The following is a 15,527-nucleotide window of genomic DNA, read 5'->3' as shown; positions in this document are numbered from 1 at the left end:
CTCCTCCACCTCAGGATCGCACGAGACGCGCGATCGCGTCGGATGCTTCCTTGACCTTGGCGTCCGCCTCGGGGCCGCCCTTCTTCGCGGCCTCGACGACGCATCCGGCGAGGTGCGCCTCGAGCAGCTTGAGCGACACCGACTGCAACGCGGACGTGGCCGCCGACACCTGGGTCAGCACGTCGATGCAGTAGCGGTCGTCGGCGATCATGCGCGAAATGCCCTGCACCTGACCCTCGATGCGCCGCAGACGCTTGAGCAGGTCCTCCTGCTGCGGGCTGTATCCGTTCATGGCTCCCATGATACCCCCTATGGGTACCTCGTGGAGCGGCGTCGGCGCAGGACGTCGAGGACGAGCAGACCCGCGACGAGGACCGACACGAACGCCGCCGCGATCCACGTGCCCGAGTAGTGGACGCTGGTGTACGACGGCGTGCCCGGCGCGACGGGCGCGAACTCGCTGGTGCTCACACCCCGGGTCCAGCACAGGACCGACGCCACGAGCGCCGCGACGACTCCGACCGCCTCGGCGACCACCACCAACACCGACCGGGTCACTCCGACCTCCCGTCCACCCCGGCGACCGCCTCGGTCAGCGCGTCGCGCAGGCCGTCGTCGTCGCGGGCCCACGCCTGGACCGACGACCCGTCCCGCAGTCGCAACCCGATCGCCTTCCGTCGCCGCGGCACCCCGGACAGCTCCCCGAGGCTGCGCGCACTCTCCCACGCCTCCGGCTCGTCCGCATACGGATCGGACGCGGGCAGCACCGCAGCGATCTCGGCGACCGCCAACTCCTCCGCACCCTGGCGCAGCGTCGTGTCGGTGAGCGACACACTCACGTGCCGTCGGGCCGCAGCCACCTGCACGTACACGATGCCGGCGAGGATGGCGGCGAACAGCGTCAACGCGAACCAGTGCACCACCGGCCCCGTCAGCAGCTCGATCACGAGCGCGACGACGCAGAACACCGGACCGTAGGCCACGGTCCGCCAGCGCGCGCCGGGCTCGTCGAACAACACGTCCGGCTCAGTCGGACTGCCCGCGTCGGAACCACTCACGCGCACCCTCCCGGAACACCAGAACGCTGGCCACCACCAGCAACAGCGGAATCACGAGCAGCACCGGCGCGATCATGCCGATCGCCGACAGCGCGATCGTCCCCAGCGCGAACACCGACGAGAGCACCACGACGACGATCCGCAGCCGCGCGCTGCCCGCCCGGGTCGGCGCCGCGAGGAAACCGATGACGAGGCCGAACACCAGTGACGTGGCCCCGATTCCCCGCAGCAGCCACACGAACGAATCGGCGTCGGAACCGAGCTGCTCGCGGATCGCGTCGGCGGACGTCGTCGACGCCAGCAACCCGAGCAACACCATCACGGCCGCGCACAGCACCCAGATCCAGTAGGCAACGGACACCACGCGCGGGGTCGACTCACTCACCAGCCCATCCTGAAGCATCGACCGCTCTTGAACGAGCTGAGTCGAGCGGAGAGCCGAGCGGAGAGTCGAAGTACGGACCCTGCGGCGGGCACTCAGGCGGCAAGGACACCCGGGACGAGCAGGAGCACAAGCGTCGCGATACCGAACAGCGCGATCAACGCGATCCACAACAGCTCCCGCCGCCCACCGGTTCGATGTTCGACGTGCATCACTACCCCCTGAACGGCTTCCGACCACCCTGGTCATGTGACTCGTTTCACAGTACCGGGGCGGGCTCGGAAGACCGAATCACGGACGATCCGGTCAGCGTGCGACGGGCAGGTTCAGAAAGTACTCGTTGGATTCCTTGCGGTGCATCAGCACGATCGCGCCGACGGCCACCACCGCCTGCAGGATTCCGGCGCCGCCCATTACGAGTGCGGCCGTTCCCGTCGCGGCGCCCGCGCCGAAGACGGTCGGGATCGCCGACAGCACGGTGAACGCGCCGGCCATCGTCAAGATCATCCGGGCCCAGTTCTTGCCCTTGCGCATCTTGAAATCGAACAGCACCGTCAACCCACCGAGGACGAGGGTGAGGATCACACCCGTGCTCACCAAGCCGAACACCAGTAGCTGCTCCGCCTGCGACCGCGTGACCGTCACGTCGGGTTGCTTGGCGAACTCGTCCATCAGCTGATCGACGAACGAGGTCCGGTCGCTGTAGACGAACAGCAGCGCCGCAACCAGGTACACGACGCCGAGTGCCGCGACGGCGAACCACAACTGGAACGCGGTCTGGACGTCGGCCGGGATCGGCTTCGGCTCCGACGCCGGTGGCGGCGCCGGGTACTGCCCCGGCTGCCCGGGCATCTGCGGCGGACCGGCCGGATGCTGCGGCGTCCCCGGCCAGGAGTCGGGCTGCCCCGGCTGCTGCGGCGGCCACTGCCCGGTCACGACAGCCACCCGGCCGCCTCGGCGGCCCAGTAGGTCAGCACGATGTCCGCGCCGGCACGTCGGATGCTCAGCAGCGACTCGAGGACGGCCGCGTCGCGGTCGATCCAGCCGTTCTGCGCGGCCGCGGTGATCATCGCGTACTCGCCGGAGATCTGGTAGGCGGCCACCGGCACCGTCGAACGGTCCGCGACCTCGCGCAGCACGTCCAGGTACGACATCGCGGGCTTGACCATCACCAGGTCGGCGCCCTCGGCGAGGTCGAGGTCCACCTCGAGCAGCGATTCGCGGCGGTTCGCCGGATCCTGCTGGTAGGTGCGGCGGTCGCCCTCGAGCGACGAGCCGACGGCCTCGCGGAACGGTCCGTAGAACGCCGACGCATACTTCGCCGAGTAGGCGAGCTGCCCGACGTCGGCGTGGCCGGCGGCGTCGAGACCCTTGCGGATCGCCGCGACCTGGCCGTCCATCATGCCGCTGGGGCCGAGCAGGTGCGCACCCGCGTCGGCCTGCGCGACCGCCATGTCCACGTAGCGGGCCAGCGTCGCGTCGTTGTCGACGCGACCGTCCGCCGACAGGACACCGCAGTGCCCGTGCGAGGTGAACTCGTCGAGGCACGTGTCGGCCATGATCACCGTCGCGTCACCGAGTTCGGTCTTCAGCGCCGCGAGGCCGCGGTTGAGGATGCCGCCCGGATCGGTCGCACCGGATCCCGCGGCGTCCTTGTCCTCCTCGCGCGGCACGCCGAAGAGCATCAGCCCGCCCACGCCCGCCGCGACCGCGTCGGTCGCGGCGGCCCGCAGCGAGTCCAGTGTGTGCTGGACTACGCCCGGCATCGACGAGATCGGACGCGGTTCGTCGATGCCGTCGGCGACGAACATCGGCAGCACGAGATGACGCGGTTCGAGCGACGTCTCGGCTACCAGTCGGCGCAGCGCGGGAGTACCGCGCAGACGACGGGGACGGTGAACTGGAAACACGGTTCTCCCGAAGTTGGGTCAGCGGCGGGCGCGGGACTTCTTGCGCGGAGGCGGCAGCGCACCCTCGGCACGCAGCCGGGCGGCGTGCTCGGCGAGCGCCTCGACCAGCGGACCCATCTGCGCCGTCTCGGGCTGGACGTCGACGCGCAGACCGAACTCGATCGCGGTCTCCGCCGTCTTCGGTCCGATGCACGCGACGATCGTGCGGGCGTGCGGCTTGCCGGCGATGCCGACGAGGTTGCGCACGGTCGACGACGACGTGAAGCACACGGCGTCGAAGCCACCCGTCTTGATCATCTCGCGGGTCTCGGCCGGCGGCGGCGCCGCCCGGACGGTGCGGTACGCGGTGACGTCGTCGATCTCCCAGCCGCGCTCGCGCAGACCCTCGGCGAGGGTCTCGGTGGCGATGTCGGCGCGGGGCAGCAGGACGCGGTTGACCGGGTCGAACACCTCGTCGTACGGCGGGAAGTCGGCCAGCAGGCCCTCGCTGGACTGCTCACCCGACGGCAGCAGTTCCGGCGTGATGCCGAACGAGCGCACCTTCTCCGCGGTGGCCTCGCCGACGCACGCGATCTTCACGCCGGAGAACGCGCGGGCGTCCAGGCCGAACGCCTCGAACTTCTCCCACACCGCACGCACCGCGTTGGTGGAGGTGAACACGACCCACTGGTAGCGGCCGTCGACGAGACCCTTGACGGCCCGCTCCATCTGGGCCGGGCTGCGCGGCGGCTCGACCGCGATGGTCGGGACCTCGATCGGGATCGCGCCGTGCGTGACGAGCCGGTTGCTCATGTCGGCGGCCTGCTCCTTGGTGCGCGGTACCAGGACGGTCCAGCCGTACAGGGCACGCGACTCCCACCACGACATCTTGTTGCGCTGCGAGACCACCTTGCCGACCGTGACGATCAGCGGACCGACCAGTTCGGACCCGGCGTCGTTGAGCGTCGCCAGGGTGGCCTCGACGGTGCGCTGCTGACGAGTGGTGCCGCGGACTGTGATCGCGGCGGGGGTCTGCGGGGCCAGGCCGTGCTCGACGAGCGCGCTCGCCGTCTCGGCCAGGTGTGCAGCGCTCGCATGCAGCACAAGCGGACCGGGAGCCGCGGCCAGCGCCGCCCAGTCGACCTCGCCGCGCACGTCGGCCTCGGTGTGCGCCGAACCCAGCGCCATGCCGGCGTAGCTCGGCACCGCGGACCCGGACGGCAGACCCGGCAGCACCTCGAACACCACCTGGGTGCGGGCGACTGCCGAGACCTCGGCGATCACGGAGTCGGTCGTCAACGGGTCGCCCGCGACGAGACGGACCACGTCGTGGCCGTTCTTCGCCTCGGCGACGAGGGTCTTGGCGACCTCGGCGGGCTCGCCGAGCGCGGGACGGACCTCGGCGATCGGCTCGTCGGTCTCCGGATCGCGGCCGAGCGCGGTGCCGACGAGAGCCGTCACGCCCTTGTCGACGTCGGGATCGGTGAAGGCCAGTGCCGCCGACGCGAGCACGTCGCGCGCGCGGACGGTGAGCAGCGCCGGGTCACCGGGACCCGATCCCACGAAGAGGATCCGTCCGGGGCTGTTCTTACGGACTCGGCTCATCGGTAGTTCTCCAGTGCGGTCTCATGTCGATAGGAAGAAAAAGCAAAATCAGGCCGTGGATGGGCTAGCAGGTCACCGTCAAGCATCGGCATCACCCTCCTCGGCAATCGTCATCAGATCTCGGGCGCCGAGCTCGAGGAGTTCACGCGCGACCGCGCGCCCCAGCTCGTCCGCACGCTCGGGCGACCCCACGGTGGACGCCCGAATCACATCGGAACCGTCGATCGCGGCGGCGCAGCCCCGCACGGACAGTTCCTCGAACACACGGCCTCCGTCGTCGATGGACTCGACGACCTCGGCGATCGCTCCGATCGGAGCGGTGCAGCCCGCCTCGAGCTCGGCGAGCAGCGCCCGCTCGGCGACGACGGCGGCCCGCGTGGGCGCGTCGTCGAGCTCGGACAGGGCCGCGATCAGTTCCGGGTTGTCGGCGCGGCACTCGACGGCCAGCGCGCCCTGCGACGGCGCCGGCAGCATCTGCACCGGCTCGAGCGTCTCGGTGATCTCCGCGGACCGGCCGATGCGGGACAGGCCCGCGCGGGCGATCACGATCGCGTCGAGTTCGCCGGACGCCACCTTGCCCAGGCGGGTGTCGATGTTGCCGCGCAGCGGCTCGATCTCCAGGCCCAGGCCGAGGGCGCGCAGCTGGGCGCGGCGGCGCGGAGCGGACGTGCCGATCTTCGATCCGGGCGGCAGCTCACCGAGCACCAGCCCGTCACGGGCGACCAGGGCGTCGCGCGGATCCTCGCGGGTGGGGACCGCGGCGATGACCAGCTCGTCGGGCTGCGCGGTGGGCAGGTCCTTGTACGAGTGCACCGCGACGTCGACCTCGCCGGCCAGCAGCGCCTCGCGCAGTTCGGCGACGAACACGCCGACGCCGATGCGCTGCACCGGGCCGGAGGTGACGTCGCCCTTGGTCTTGATGATCACCAGCTCGGCGGGGTGTCCCGCCGCGATCAGTGCGTCCCGCACGGTGCCGGCCTGCGTGGTGGCGAGCAGGCTGCCACGGGTCCCGATCCGGAGGGTGCGGGTGCCTGCGCGGGAATCGGATTCGTGGCCGGCGGTCGCTGTCGATGCTGCGTCCGTGCTCATGCCTGTGCGTCCTTTCCTGCTACATCGGGGCCGGCGGCGAATTCGCCGAGGTCGATCGGTGCTGCCACGGCCTCCGCCGAGCCCGGCCGCAGTTCGAAGAGCTCACGCAGCGCGGCCGCATACGTGTCGCCGCCCGGCGTGGAGGCAAGTTGTTTGACGCGCACCGTCGGCGCGTGGAGGAGCTTGTCGACGACCCGTCGCACTGTACGGGCAACCTCGTCGCGCTGCGGGTCGCCCAGATCCGGCAGGCGCGAGTCGAGCCGCAGCAGTTCCGCCTCGACGACCTCGGCGGCGCGCTGGCGCAGCGCGGTCACGGTCGGGGTCACCTCGGCCTGGCGCTGCGCGGCCAGGTACTGAGCAAGTTCGGAGGCGACGATCTCGCGGGCGGCGTCGGCGTCGGACGCAGCGGCGCCGGCACCCGGATCCCGTTGCAGCGCAGCCATGTCGAGCACGACCACCTCGGGCAGGCCGGCGACGGACGGCTCCACGTCACGGGGCAGGCCCAGGTCGCAGATCACGAGCGGGCGGTTCGACTCGCGTCCCGGTCGGGCCAGGGCCCGGTGGGTGTCGGCGAGCGTGACGACCGAACCGACCGCGCCGGTACAGGTGACCAGCACGTCGGATTGCGCCATCGCCTCGGAGAGATCCTCGAATCCGACTGCGACGGCATCGATTCCGTTGCCGACCGCGGTCGCGGCGAGGTGCTCGGCGCGCTCGCGGGTGCGGTTGACGACCAGGATGCGGCCGATGTCGGCGCGGGTGAGGTGCGCGACCGACAGGCTGCCCATCGCACCGGCGCCGACCACGACGGCGGTGCGGCCGACCAGACCGCCGTCGCCGAGGATGCCGGCGGCGCGGTCGAGCGCGACGGAGACGACCGACGCACCGGCAGCGTCGATGCCGGTTTCGGAGTGCACCCGCTTGCCGACCCGCAGCGCCTGCTGCGCCAGCTCGTGCAGCGCCCGCCCGGCGGCCTGCTGGGCGTCGGCCGCGGCGTACGCGGCGCGGATCTGACCGAGGATCTGCTGCTCGCCGATCACCATCGAGTCCAGGCCGCTGGCGACGGCGAAGAGGTGCTCGGCCGCGGCCTCGCTGTACCGGACGTAGGCGTGCTTGTGCAGCTCGGCGAGGTCTAGTCCGGCGTGCTCGGCGAGGAGATCGCCGATATCGGTGAGGGCTCCGTGGAATGCGTCCACGACGGCGTAGATCTCGATGCGGTTGCACGTCGAGACGATCATCGCCTCCGAGATGTGGGCCGAGCCCAGCATCTTGTCCGTCAGCTTCGGGCGGTCGGTGTCCGTGACCGCGATCCGCTCGAGGACGGAGACGGGAGCGCTACGGTGCGAGATCCCGACGAGAAGCACACTCACGGCCTGATCACCGATCCGTTTCTGGTCGAAGCGCCGACCGCCGCGGGTGCGGCGGCAGCCTGGGGATTACGTTGCTCGTCCGGAGGCGTGTTCCGGGCCATGTTGAACGAAAGCACCTGCATCTCCATCGCGAGATCGACCCGACGCATCTCCACGTGCTCGGGGATCTCCAGCGCGAGTGGGGAGAAACTGAGGATGCAGCGCAGTCCGGCACCCACGAGCTGGTCGCACACGTCCTGCGCGGCGGCGTCGGGCGTCGCGATGACACCGATCGTGGCGTCGAGATCCCGGCAGGATTCGGACAGCTCGGCGACGTCACGGACGGTCAGCCCACCGATGGTGGAGCCGACGCAGGCCGGATCCTTGTCGAACAGTCCGACCATCGAGAATCCGCGACGGTCGAAGCCGCCGTAGCCGGCGAGCGCGCGACCGAGATTGCCGATGCCCACCAGCACGACGCGGTGACCGCGGTCCAGACCGAGAGCGGATTCGATGCGGGCACGCAGCCGGGCGACGTCGTAGCCGACGCCGCGAACACCGTTGGGGCCCAGAAACGACAGATCCTTGCGCAGCTTGGCCGATCCGACACCGGATGCGCTGGCCAGTTCCTCGCTGGAGACGATGAGCGCGCCCTCGTCCGCGAGCACTCCGAGGACCCGCAGGTATGTCGCGAGGCGCGTCACCGTAGCCTGGGGGATGTCACGGTGCTGCGACGCCGGAGGCGTTCCACGCCGGGAAGCGGACGGAGCAGCCCCGGTGACGCCGCGGGCCACTGACCCCTGCGCCTGGTGCTGTTCGGTCACGTCGATGGCTCCTCGTCCGGCCGGCCGTGTACCCCGGCCTTCGTGAAGGTCCCGGGGGGATTTGTTCACACCACGGTAACCGCTTGTGAAGCCATGCACAAAGTTGCTCGACCACGCCCAGACGTGCTCTCACCTGCAAAGCGACCGGATTCGACGACACGGGGTGACCCTTCCCACTCCCCGGCCGGCCCACCCTCCGACGAGCGGGAATCAGCCCGCCGAGAGGTCCGCGCGCAGCCGGTCCTCGTCGACCTCCCAGTAGCTGTGCTCCTTTCCGTCGAGCAGGACGACGGGCAGCCGGTCCCCGTACTCGGCGCGCAGATCGGGGTCGTCGGCCGCGACCTCGTCGACGTCGATGCAGGTCAGTTCGAGATCGAACTCCCGGCAGATCTCGTCCAGCAGCTCGCGCGCGGGAACGCACGCCCCGCAACCGGCACGGGTGAGGAGGGTGATCCGGTTTCGCGACTGGTCCATGGACACCAGTGTTCCTCGAGGCCGCCGATTGCCCGGACCGCGGTCCGACGACGTCGGACCGGGAGAGTTCCGGACCGTTCCGTTTCGAGACGAACATCACACGCCACGGGCACGGCCTCGATCCGACGGGATGCGCCGGTGCGCTCGGGCTAGGGTGAGCCAGAGGTGTCTGCGACGCGGGAGGTGCGTGTGCCTGGGCGATCACTGCCGAACGGCGCGAGATCCGGTATGGGCCTGTCAGGGATCCTGCGCCCCGGGCGCCGCCGGATCCGGAATCTGCTGGGTCCGAGCGAGGCCGAACTGCGCGCCAATCTCGCCGGTGAAGCCAGTGCCGACGCGGCGCTCGCCATGCAGGAGGCCGAAGCCCTCGAAGCGGCCGCACTCGAGGCGGCCGAGGCCGAAGCCCTCGAGGCGGCCCCCGAAGTGGCGGAGCCACCGGCCGAGCCCGGCGAGCCCGCGGTTCCCCGCGACCTCACCGCCGCCGCGTTCTTCGACGTCGACAACACGATGGTGCAGGGCGCGTCGATCATCCACTTCGCGCGCGGGCTCGCCGCCCGCAAATACCTCCGGACGTCGGACCTGGTCGACTTCGCGTGGAAGCAGGTCAAGTTCCGGATCACCGGCAAGGAGAACAGCGACGACGTCGCCGAGGGCCGGGAGAAGGCGCTGTCGTTCGTCGCCGGACGCTCGACCGCGGAACTCGCCCGCCTTGGCGAGGAGATCTACGACGAGGTCATCGCCGACAAGATCTGGGCCGGCACCCGAGCACTGGCGCAGATGCACCTCGACGCCGGCCAGCAGGTGTGGCTCGTGACGGCCACCCCGGTCGAGTTGGCTCAGGTGATCGCCAAGCGCCTGGGCCTGACGGGCGCCCTGGGCACCGTCGCCGAGAGCCGGGACGGCGTGTTCACCGGCCGCCTCGTCGGCGACATCCTGCACGGCCTGGGCAAGGCCCACGCGGTGCGCACCCTCGCGGTGCGCGAGGGACTGAACCTCAAGCGCTGCACGGCGTACTCGGACAGCTACAACGACGTGCCGATGCTGTCGCTGGTCGGCACCGCCGTCGCCGTCAACCCCGACGCGGACCTGCGCGAGCTCGCGAAGAACCGCGGCTGGGAGGTGCGTGATTTCCGGACCGGACGCAAGGCCGCGAAGGTGGGCATCCCGACGGCGCTGCTGCTCGGGGCGGTCGGCGGGGCGGTAGGAGCGATCCTCAGCCGTCGGCGCGAACGCGCCCTGCTCGCGGAGCTGGCCGCCGCCGGGTCGGGCCGGGCTCAGCCCATGAAGACGTTGCGCCGCTGCGCCAGCAGGCGGTAGAGGGTCTGCTGGATCGTCTCGCGGACGTGGTCGGTGACCTCGAACAGCACCATGGGGTCGTCCGCCTCGGCGGCGTCGTAGGTGTCGGTGACGATCGGGGTGCCGAACTCGATGTACCACTTGGACGGCAGCGGCACCAGGCCGAGCGGCCCGAGGTGCGGGAACAGCGGCGTGACCGGGAAGTACGGCATGTCCAGCAGTCGGGCGAGCGGCGCGATGTCACCGATCTTGGGGTAGATCTCCTCGGATCCGACAATCGAGCACGGGATGATCGGCACCCCGGCACGCATCGCCGCCGAGACGAACCCGCCGCGGCCGAACCGCTGCAGCTTGTAGCGCTCGGAGAACGGCTTACCGATGCCCTTGTAGCCCTCGGGGAACACCGCCGCGACCTCGCCGCCGCGCAGCAGGCGCTCGGCGTCGGGATGGCACGCGAGGGTGTGCCCGGCCTTGCGGGCGATGTTCCCGATGACCGGCATCTCGAACGCCAGATCGGCCGCGAGCATCCGCAGGGCCCGGTGCTGCGGGTGGTGGTCGTGCACCGCGACCGAGGTCATCAGGGCGTCGAGCGGGACGACGCCGGCGTGGTTGGCCACGACCAGCGCGCCGCCCTCCGCGGGGATGTTCTCCACGCCGCGGACCTCGACGCGGAACCACTTCTCGAACAGCGGCCGCAGAGCCGGCAGGAACACGCCGTCGGCGAAGTGCGGGTCGTAGCCGAACTCGTCGACCTCGTAGTCCCCGGCGATGCGGCGACGCAGGAACCCGGCAACGCCGGTGACCTGGTCGACGAGGTGGGACCGAAGTGCGTCGAGTGGTGAGCCTCCGTGCTCGCCCGCGGCCTCCTCGGCGACGCTCTCCTTCGCCTCGGCCGCGGCCTCCTCGGCAGCCTGCCCGGCGGCGTCCACCGCCGGTTCGGGGAGCGGCCGCCGACCCACCGGGGACGACGAATGTCGATTCGCGCCGCGGTCACGCGCCGGGCGGGCGCCCGCGCCGCCGTGCAGTGGAATCACCTTCGCCACCTCGTTCACGAACGCCACCTGCCCTTGTGTATGCCTGCGCTGCGTATACCGGCTCTGCGTGTGCGTGCTCTGGATCTGCCGTTCACCTGTCGGTCCGCGATGCGGTCGTGGCCCCCGCGAGCGCGAGCGCCGTCGCTTCGGCCCGGTCCACCCACTCGGTTTTGATCACGGGGGTCAGGCCGGTGCCGCGGACGAAGTCGTCGAGCGCCTGCAGTGTCGTCCACCGCGGCTCGAAGCCGAGTTCGGCACGCATGCGGGTGGTGTCGAGGCCGCATCCGAAGTGGAAGTAGTCGAGCTGTTCCCGGGTGAACGAGCGCATCTGCGACCCCATCAGTGCGCGGCCGGCGCTGCGGAACAGCGAGAACGGCATCGGCACCTCGACGCGTCCGGCACGCCGGATCGCCTGCGACATCATCACCGCCCCGTCGCCCGCCACGTTGAACGTCCCGGCCGGGCCGGCGACCGTGGCTCGCTCGAGTGCCGCGAGGGCGTCCTCCTCGTGCAGCAACTGCATGCGCGCGTCGCGACCGAAGATGCTGGGGACCATCGGCGACGACAGGTACCGCGCCACCCAGCCGTGCCGCCGTGGACCCATCAGCGGGGCCAGGCGCAGGATCGACACCGCGATGTCGGGGCGACGGCGTCCGAGTCCGCGGGCATAGCCCTCGATCTCGATGGAGTCGCGGGCCCAGCCGCCCTGGGGTGGGCGGCGGGCGCTCATCTCCTCGGTGAACTTCGCGGGATCCTTGGGGCTCCCGCCGTAGACGGCGGAGGCCGATCGCACCACGACCTTGCGCACCGAAGGCGCCTTCTGGCACACCGCGAACAGCTGCATCGCGCCGATGACGTTCATGTCCTTCATCGCCGCCCGGCTGCCGGACTTGGGTGCCTGCGCGACGGTCGCGGCGTGGACGACGGTGTCGACCTCGGCGCCGCGAATCACCTTTCCGATGAGTGGGTTACGAATGTCGGCTCGGACGAACTCGGCGCGGCCCATGCGGCGCATCATGTCCTTGCTCGGGGAGACGGCGTCGACCGCGACGACCCGCTCGACGCGCGGATCCTGCGCGAGTCGCGCCACCAGGAACCCGCCCGGGAACCGGCTCGCACCCGTCACCAGCACCACCTTCGGTGGCTGCACACCGCGATCGTCAGGACTCACCAGTACCCCCGTCCATTCGCCCCTCCGGCGAGCCTAGCCAATCCGGGAGCCCCGGCAAGGGTTCCGCGCAAGCCTTAACACCTTGGCAACACGCCACCCGGACACGTCCGGACAGGCCACCCGAATACACGGATGCCCGCCACCGAAGGGGTGACGGGCATCCGGGTGCAAGAGCCGCTACCGGCTTACTTGCCGAGCTTCCGACGCTGAACGCGCGTGCGGCGAAGCAGCTTGCGGTGCTTCTTCTTCGACATACGCTTGCGGCGCTTCTTGATCACTGAACCCATGTGGGTGTTCCTCACAGTCTTCTATAGCGTCAGCGCACGCCGGTCACGTACGCCTGTGTCTTCCTCTGGCGCTGAGGCCTCGTTGCCACTGGCCGCTCTCACGACCCCAGCGCCTGACGACACCGGCTGGCTGGTACGACGACTCACGATCGTACCGGGACGGGTCCGCTCGGCGAAAACCGAGGTTCACCGTCTCGATTCCGACGCGTCAGCCGGCGTCGAAATACGAGGTCTCCAGATAGTCGTGGACCGCCTTGGCATGAACACGGAAGGAACGCCCGACGCGAACGGCGGGCAGTTCACCACTGTGAACGAGGCGGTACACGGTCATCTTCGAAACCCTCATCAGCGTCGCAACCTCCGCGACGGTGAGGAACTGCGTCCCGGCAAGGCTCGAGCCGCCGGGGCCGTCTTGCTTACCGGGCTTGTCTGACTTTGCCGGGTTTGCCGGGTTTTCCGGGGATCCCATCTGTCCACATACCTCCGGCACGTGTCGCGCCGCCGGCTTCCCCTCCGGCGGAACAGACACGCACGTGCTGACACGAAGCTTAGCGTTGCCAGAGGGGTTGATGCGACGGGTGTTGCAAACAAGATCGACAATCTCGATCTACTCGGGTGTCACCCCGAGTTCAGCGGACCGGTCACGGGCGGCCGCGAGAGCGTCGTAGAACGCGGTCCGGAGGCCTCCCTGCTCGAGCGCGCGCACCGCGGCCGCGGTGGTCCCACCGGGTGATGTGACGGCCGCGCGCAGCGCGTGGGCGCTCTCGCCCGACTCGGCGAGCATCGCCGCGGAGCCGACCATCGTCTGCACCACCAGTTCGCTCGCCGTCGCCCGGGTCAGACCGAGCGCGACACCCGCGTCGATCATCGCCTCGACCGCGAGGAAGAAGTAGGCGGGACCGGAGCCGGACACCGCGGTCACCGCGTCGATCTGCGACTCCGGAACCGTGGTGACGGTGCCGACGGCCGCCAGAATTCCGCGCACCAGGTCCAGGTGGTCCGGCTTGACGTGACGTCCCGGCGCGACGACGCTCGCACCCTGTCCGACGAGCATCGGGGTGTTGGACATGACCCGGACGACCGGGAACCCGGCGGGCAGCTTCACCTCGTACCGCGCCGTCGAAATGCCGGCCGCGAGCGAGACCAGGAGCTGGTCCTGCTCGCCGTCCAGGTCAACCTTCCCGAGGGCGGTCAGGACCGAGTCCACGTCGGTCGGCTTGACCGCGACGACGATGACGTCGGCGCCCTCGGCCGCGTCCTCGATCGTGGTGACGCGGATCGAGTACGCCGCCGTCAGCTCCTCGGCGCGGGCCTCGTACTGCTCGGCCACCACCAGATCCCGGGCGGGATGGCCGCCCTGCAACAGTCCAGAGATCAGGGCCTCACCGATCTTGCCGCCACCGATCACCGCAATTCTCGTCATGGCGTCCACCCTGCCACGACGGACGATCGGGACCTTCCCCCGGTACCGGGCGGTGGACGGTCAGCGGGGAATCATGGCGAGCTGACGGCTCTGCACCACCACCGCGCCCGTGGAGTCGAGGACCGTGTGATCCTCCTCGAACCACGTGTCGCCGAGCACCGTCGAGCTGGCCATGACGCGCAGCCATCCCGGAGCGGGCTGCCGGCGCAGGTACGTCGTCAGCTGGACGGTGGGCGCCCACCCGAAGATGCCCCGGTTCATCGTCACGGGCGCACAGATGTCGCCGGTCATGATCGCGAACAGCGCCGCGGTGGCCGGGTCCTGTTCGTCGGCCGCCCACGGCCGCGCCCACATCCGGACCTGCGGCTCGCCCTGCTGCCCTCGCAGGAAGTGCGCGGATGACCCGTCCACGCTCAGGTCGCAGCCCTGCGCGACGTGCACGATCTGCGCCATCGGATGATCTGCGGCGAGCGCCTGCGCCTCGGCGGGCGGCGAGGTCGGCAGCTGCGCGAGCGCCTGCTCCCCGGTGTAGTGCGGCTCCCCCGCGTCGGGCACACCCAGCGTGACCGCGGCGTGCACGGCGGGACGGCCGTTCTGGGACAGCTCGACGTCGACCAGCGAGACCTGGCGTCCGCGCTTGCGGACGGTCGCGACGACGTCGACCTCGCCGGGATCCGGCGCGGCGAGGTAGTTCGCGGAGACGGCGAGCGGCGCGGCGGCCGGGTCCACGAGCAGGTCCGGCGTCGCGGTGTCGGCCAGTTGGCGCCGGGCTGCGGCGGCGCAGACGGCCATCATGCAGCCGCCGTGCACCTTGGGGCCGATCGTCCAGATCGGATCGATATGGGCGGTGTACCGACCGTCACCGTGCGGGGTGACGGTGGTGAGGTCCCGGAACGGGTGAGTGGTCACGACTGGTCCTGTCTGTCGAGGGTGGCGTAGTCGCCGAAGGTGCGTCCGGCGAAGGTCGCGGCGCCGATGTCCTGGTGCGCCAGCCGGCGCAGCGCCGCGAGTACGGGTTCGTAGATCGCGGTGCCGAGCACCGCGTACTCGATGGCGGACTCGACGGAATCGGTGGGCATCAGTTCGAGGTCGATCTCGGCGATGCCGCGGATGTGGCGGGCGTACACCTCGAGGCGCTCGTCGGTCATCGGGATGCCGACGTCCTCGGCCGCGGCCAGTGCGCGTTCCAGTTGCGCGACAACGGGATACGACGGCTGGTACACCTGACCGAGCCGCTCGAGCACCGCGCGCGCCCGGGGGTAGTCGTCGGGCTCGCCGGCCGCGTCGGCGGGATACGGCGGCAGCGCGGCCAGCGCGCGGCCGAGCGTGTCGAAGACGGTGTCGGCGGGATGGTCGACGAGACCGACGATCGTGCGAATCTTCCCCAGCGGCAGCCCGACGCCGGCGAGGGCCTTGATGAGCGCGAGACGCCGCACGTGCTGCTCGCCGTACTCGGCGTGCGTCGCGCTGCTCGCGGCGCCGGGCATGAGCAGCCCCTCACGCAGGTAGTACTTGACGGTCGCCAGGGGCACGCCGCTGGCGGCGACCAGCTCGGACACCCGCATCTCGGCCCTCCCGTGCTTGACACCCGACGGCATCGGGTCGACCATGGAGTTCAGTATTGGATAGTTGAACTATCCAATGTC

Annotated in this window: 19 protein-coding genes; 1 reads left to right on the top strand and 18 read right to left on the bottom strand. The window is 70.5% G+C overall.

Annotation, left to right across the window (positions count from 1 at the left end; translation table 11 throughout):
- Positions 1-10: 10 nt before the first annotated feature.
- The 11 genes from ABI214_RS19190 to ABI214_RS19140 all read right to left on the bottom strand — a co-directional run bounded on the left by ABI214_RS19190 (position 11) and on the right by ABI214_RS19140 (position 8,670).
- Positions 11-292, bottom strand: coding sequence for a metal-sensitive transcriptional regulator (locus tag ABI214_RS19190; protein ID WP_013416995.1), 282 nt, complete (start codon positions 290-292; stop codon positions 11-13).
- Between the two features lie 17 nt (positions 293-309).
- Positions 310-558, bottom strand: a complete 249-nt coding sequence (locus ABI214_RS19185; protein WP_348604092.1) for a hypothetical protein — start codon at positions 556-558, stop codon at positions 310-312.
- Positions 555-1,058 (bottom strand): hypothetical protein, encoded by a 504-nt coding sequence (locus ABI214_RS19180; protein WP_348604091.1) that lies wholly within the window; start codon positions 1,056-1,058, stop codon positions 555-557. Before ABI214_RS19180 ends, ABI214_RS19185 begins: the two co-directional genes overlap by 4 nt.
- A complete protein-coding gene (locus tag ABI214_RS19175; protein ID WP_348604090.1) occupies positions 1,027-1,443 on the bottom strand; it encodes a hypothetical protein in 417 nt (138 codons plus the stop codon). Before ABI214_RS19175 ends, ABI214_RS19180 begins: the two co-directional genes overlap by 32 nt.
- Before the next feature lie 303 nt (positions 1,444-1,746).
- Positions 1,747-2,385: a hypothetical protein gene (locus ABI214_RS19170; RefSeq protein WP_348604089.1), complete on the bottom strand. Its 639-nt coding sequence runs from the start codon at positions 2,383-2,385 to the stop codon at positions 1,747-1,749.
- Positions 2,373-3,350: a porphobilinogen synthase gene (gene hemB / locus ABI214_RS19165; RefSeq protein WP_348604088.1), complete on the bottom strand. Its 978-nt coding sequence runs from the start codon at positions 3,348-3,350 to the stop codon at positions 2,373-2,375. The genes ABI214_RS19170 and hemB overlap by 13 nt, the downstream gene beginning before the upstream one ends.
- 18 nt (positions 3,351-3,368) lie before the next feature.
- Positions 3,369-4,934 carry a bifunctional uroporphyrinogen-III C-methyltransferase/uroporphyrinogen-III synthase gene (locus tag ABI214_RS19160; RefSeq protein WP_348604087.1) on the bottom strand — a complete coding sequence of 522 codons (1,566 nt, stop codon included), beginning with the start codon at positions 4,932-4,934 and terminating at the stop codon, positions 3,369-3,371.
- A gap of 78 nt (positions 4,935-5,012) precedes the next feature.
- Positions 5,013-6,023, bottom strand: a complete 1,011-nt coding sequence (hemC, locus tag ABI214_RS19155) for a hydroxymethylbilane synthase (protein WP_348604086.1) — start codon at positions 6,021-6,023, stop codon at positions 5,013-5,015.
- Positions 6,020-7,393, bottom strand: a complete 1,374-nt coding sequence (locus ABI214_RS19150; RefSeq protein WP_348604085.1) for a glutamyl-tRNA reductase — start codon at positions 7,391-7,393, stop codon at positions 6,020-6,022. Before ABI214_RS19150 ends, hemC begins: the two co-directional genes overlap by 4 nt.
- The gene (locus tag ABI214_RS19145; RefSeq protein ID WP_348604084.1) at positions 7,390-8,196 is read right to left on the bottom strand and encodes a redox-sensing transcriptional repressor Rex; all 807 of its coding nucleotides are present in this window, start codon (positions 8,194-8,196) and stop codon (positions 7,390-7,392) included. The genes ABI214_RS19150 and ABI214_RS19145 overlap by 4 nt, the downstream gene beginning before the upstream one ends.
- A gap of 210 nt (positions 8,197-8,406) precedes the next feature.
- On the bottom strand, positions 8,407-8,670 hold the full coding sequence (locus ABI214_RS19140; protein WP_348604083.1) for a glutaredoxin family protein: 264 nt from the start codon (positions 8,668-8,670) through the stop codon (positions 8,407-8,409).
- A 189-nt stretch (positions 8,671-8,859) separates the two neighbouring features.
- On the opposite strand from ABI214_RS19140, the gene ABI214_RS19135 reads away from it, so the two are divergent.
- Entirely contained in the window at positions 8,860-9,987 is a 1,128-nt protein-coding gene (locus tag ABI214_RS19135) for an HAD family hydrolase (RefSeq protein WP_348604082.1), read from the top strand.
- On the opposite strand, the gene ABI214_RS19130 is transcribed toward ABI214_RS19135, so the two are convergent.
- The 7 genes from ABI214_RS19130 to ABI214_RS19100 all read right to left on the bottom strand — a co-directional run bounded on the left by ABI214_RS19130 (position 9,945) and on the right by ABI214_RS19100 (position 15,446).
- Complete coding sequence (locus ABI214_RS19130) at positions 9,945-11,018, bottom strand: lysophospholipid acyltransferase family protein (protein ID WP_348611790.1); 1,074 nt, start codon at positions 11,016-11,018, stop codon at positions 9,945-9,947. The genes ABI214_RS19135 and ABI214_RS19130 overlap by 43 nt on opposite strands.
- Before the next feature lie 73 nt (positions 11,019-11,091).
- Positions 11,092-12,174, bottom strand: a complete 1,083-nt coding sequence (locus ABI214_RS19125) for an NAD-dependent epimerase/dehydratase family protein (RefSeq protein ID WP_408587272.1) — start codon at positions 12,172-12,174, stop codon at positions 11,092-11,094.
- A 182-nt stretch (positions 12,175-12,356) separates the two neighbouring features.
- Positions 12,357-12,458 carry a 30S ribosomal protein bS22 gene (locus ABI214_RS19120; protein ID WP_003402602.1) on the bottom strand — a complete coding sequence of 34 codons (102 nt, stop codon included), beginning with the start codon at positions 12,456-12,458 and terminating at the stop codon, positions 12,357-12,359.
- Between the two features lie 208 nt (positions 12,459-12,666).
- Positions 12,667-12,927, bottom strand: a complete 261-nt coding sequence (locus tag ABI214_RS19115) for a helix-turn-helix domain-containing protein (protein WP_348604079.1) — start codon at positions 12,925-12,927, stop codon at positions 12,667-12,669.
- 138 nt (positions 12,928-13,065) lie between these two features.
- A complete protein-coding gene (gene proC, locus ABI214_RS19110) occupies positions 13,066-13,881 on the bottom strand; it encodes a pyrroline-5-carboxylate reductase (RefSeq protein ID WP_348604078.1) in 816 nt (271 codons plus the stop codon).
- 60 nt (positions 13,882-13,941) lie between these two features.
- A complete protein-coding gene (locus ABI214_RS19105; RefSeq protein ID WP_348604077.1) occupies positions 13,942-14,790 on the bottom strand; it encodes a thioesterase family protein in 849 nt (282 codons plus the stop codon).
- Entirely contained in the window at positions 14,787-15,446 is a 660-nt protein-coding gene (locus ABI214_RS19100) for a MerR family transcriptional regulator (RefSeq protein WP_348611787.1), read from the bottom strand. Before ABI214_RS19100 ends, ABI214_RS19105 begins: the two co-directional genes overlap by 4 nt.
- Positions 15,447-15,527 lie beyond the last annotated feature (81 nt).

The sequence above is a fragment of the Prescottella soli genome, assembly GCF_040024445.1.
Taxonomy (GTDB): Bacteria; Actinomycetota; Actinomycetes; order Mycobacteriales; family Mycobacteriaceae; genus Prescottella; species Prescottella soli.
The sequence above is the reverse complement of the archived record's forward strand: the minus strand, read 5'-3'. Positions and strand labels throughout refer to the sequence as shown.

Bases quoted from the DNA above. Each gene is read 5' to 3' on its own strand.
- ABI214_RS19190 (WP_013416995.1), bottom strand. From the start codon at position 292: ATGAACGGATACAGCCCGCAGCAGGAGGACCTGCTCAAGCGTCTGCGG.
- ABI214_RS19160 (WP_348604087.1), bottom strand. From the start codon at position 4,934: ATGAGCCGAGTCCGTAAGAACAGCCCCGGACGGATCCTCTTCGTGGGA.
- hemC (WP_348604086.1), bottom strand. From the start codon at position 6,023: ATGAGCACGGACGCAGCATCGACAGCGACCGCCGGCCACGAATCCGAT.
- ABI214_RS19140 (WP_348604083.1), bottom strand. From the start codon at position 8,670: ATGGACCAGTCGCGAAACCGGATCACCCTCCTCACCCGTGCCGGTTGC.
- ABI214_RS19120 (WP_003402602.1), bottom strand. From the start codon at position 12,458: ATGGGTTCAGTGATCAAGAAGCGCCGCAAGCGTATGTCGAAGAAGAAG.
- ABI214_RS19115 (WP_348604079.1), bottom strand. From the start codon at position 12,927: ATGGGATCCCCGGAAAACCCGGCAAACCCGGCAAAGTCAGACAAGCCC.
- proC (WP_348604078.1), bottom strand. From the start codon at position 13,881: ATGACGAGAATTGCGGTGATCGGTGGCGGCAAGATCGGTGAGGCCCTG.
- ABI214_RS19100 (WP_348611787.1), bottom strand. From the start codon at position 15,446: ATGCGGGTGTCCGAGCTGGTCGCCGCCAGCGGCGTGCCCCTGGCGACC.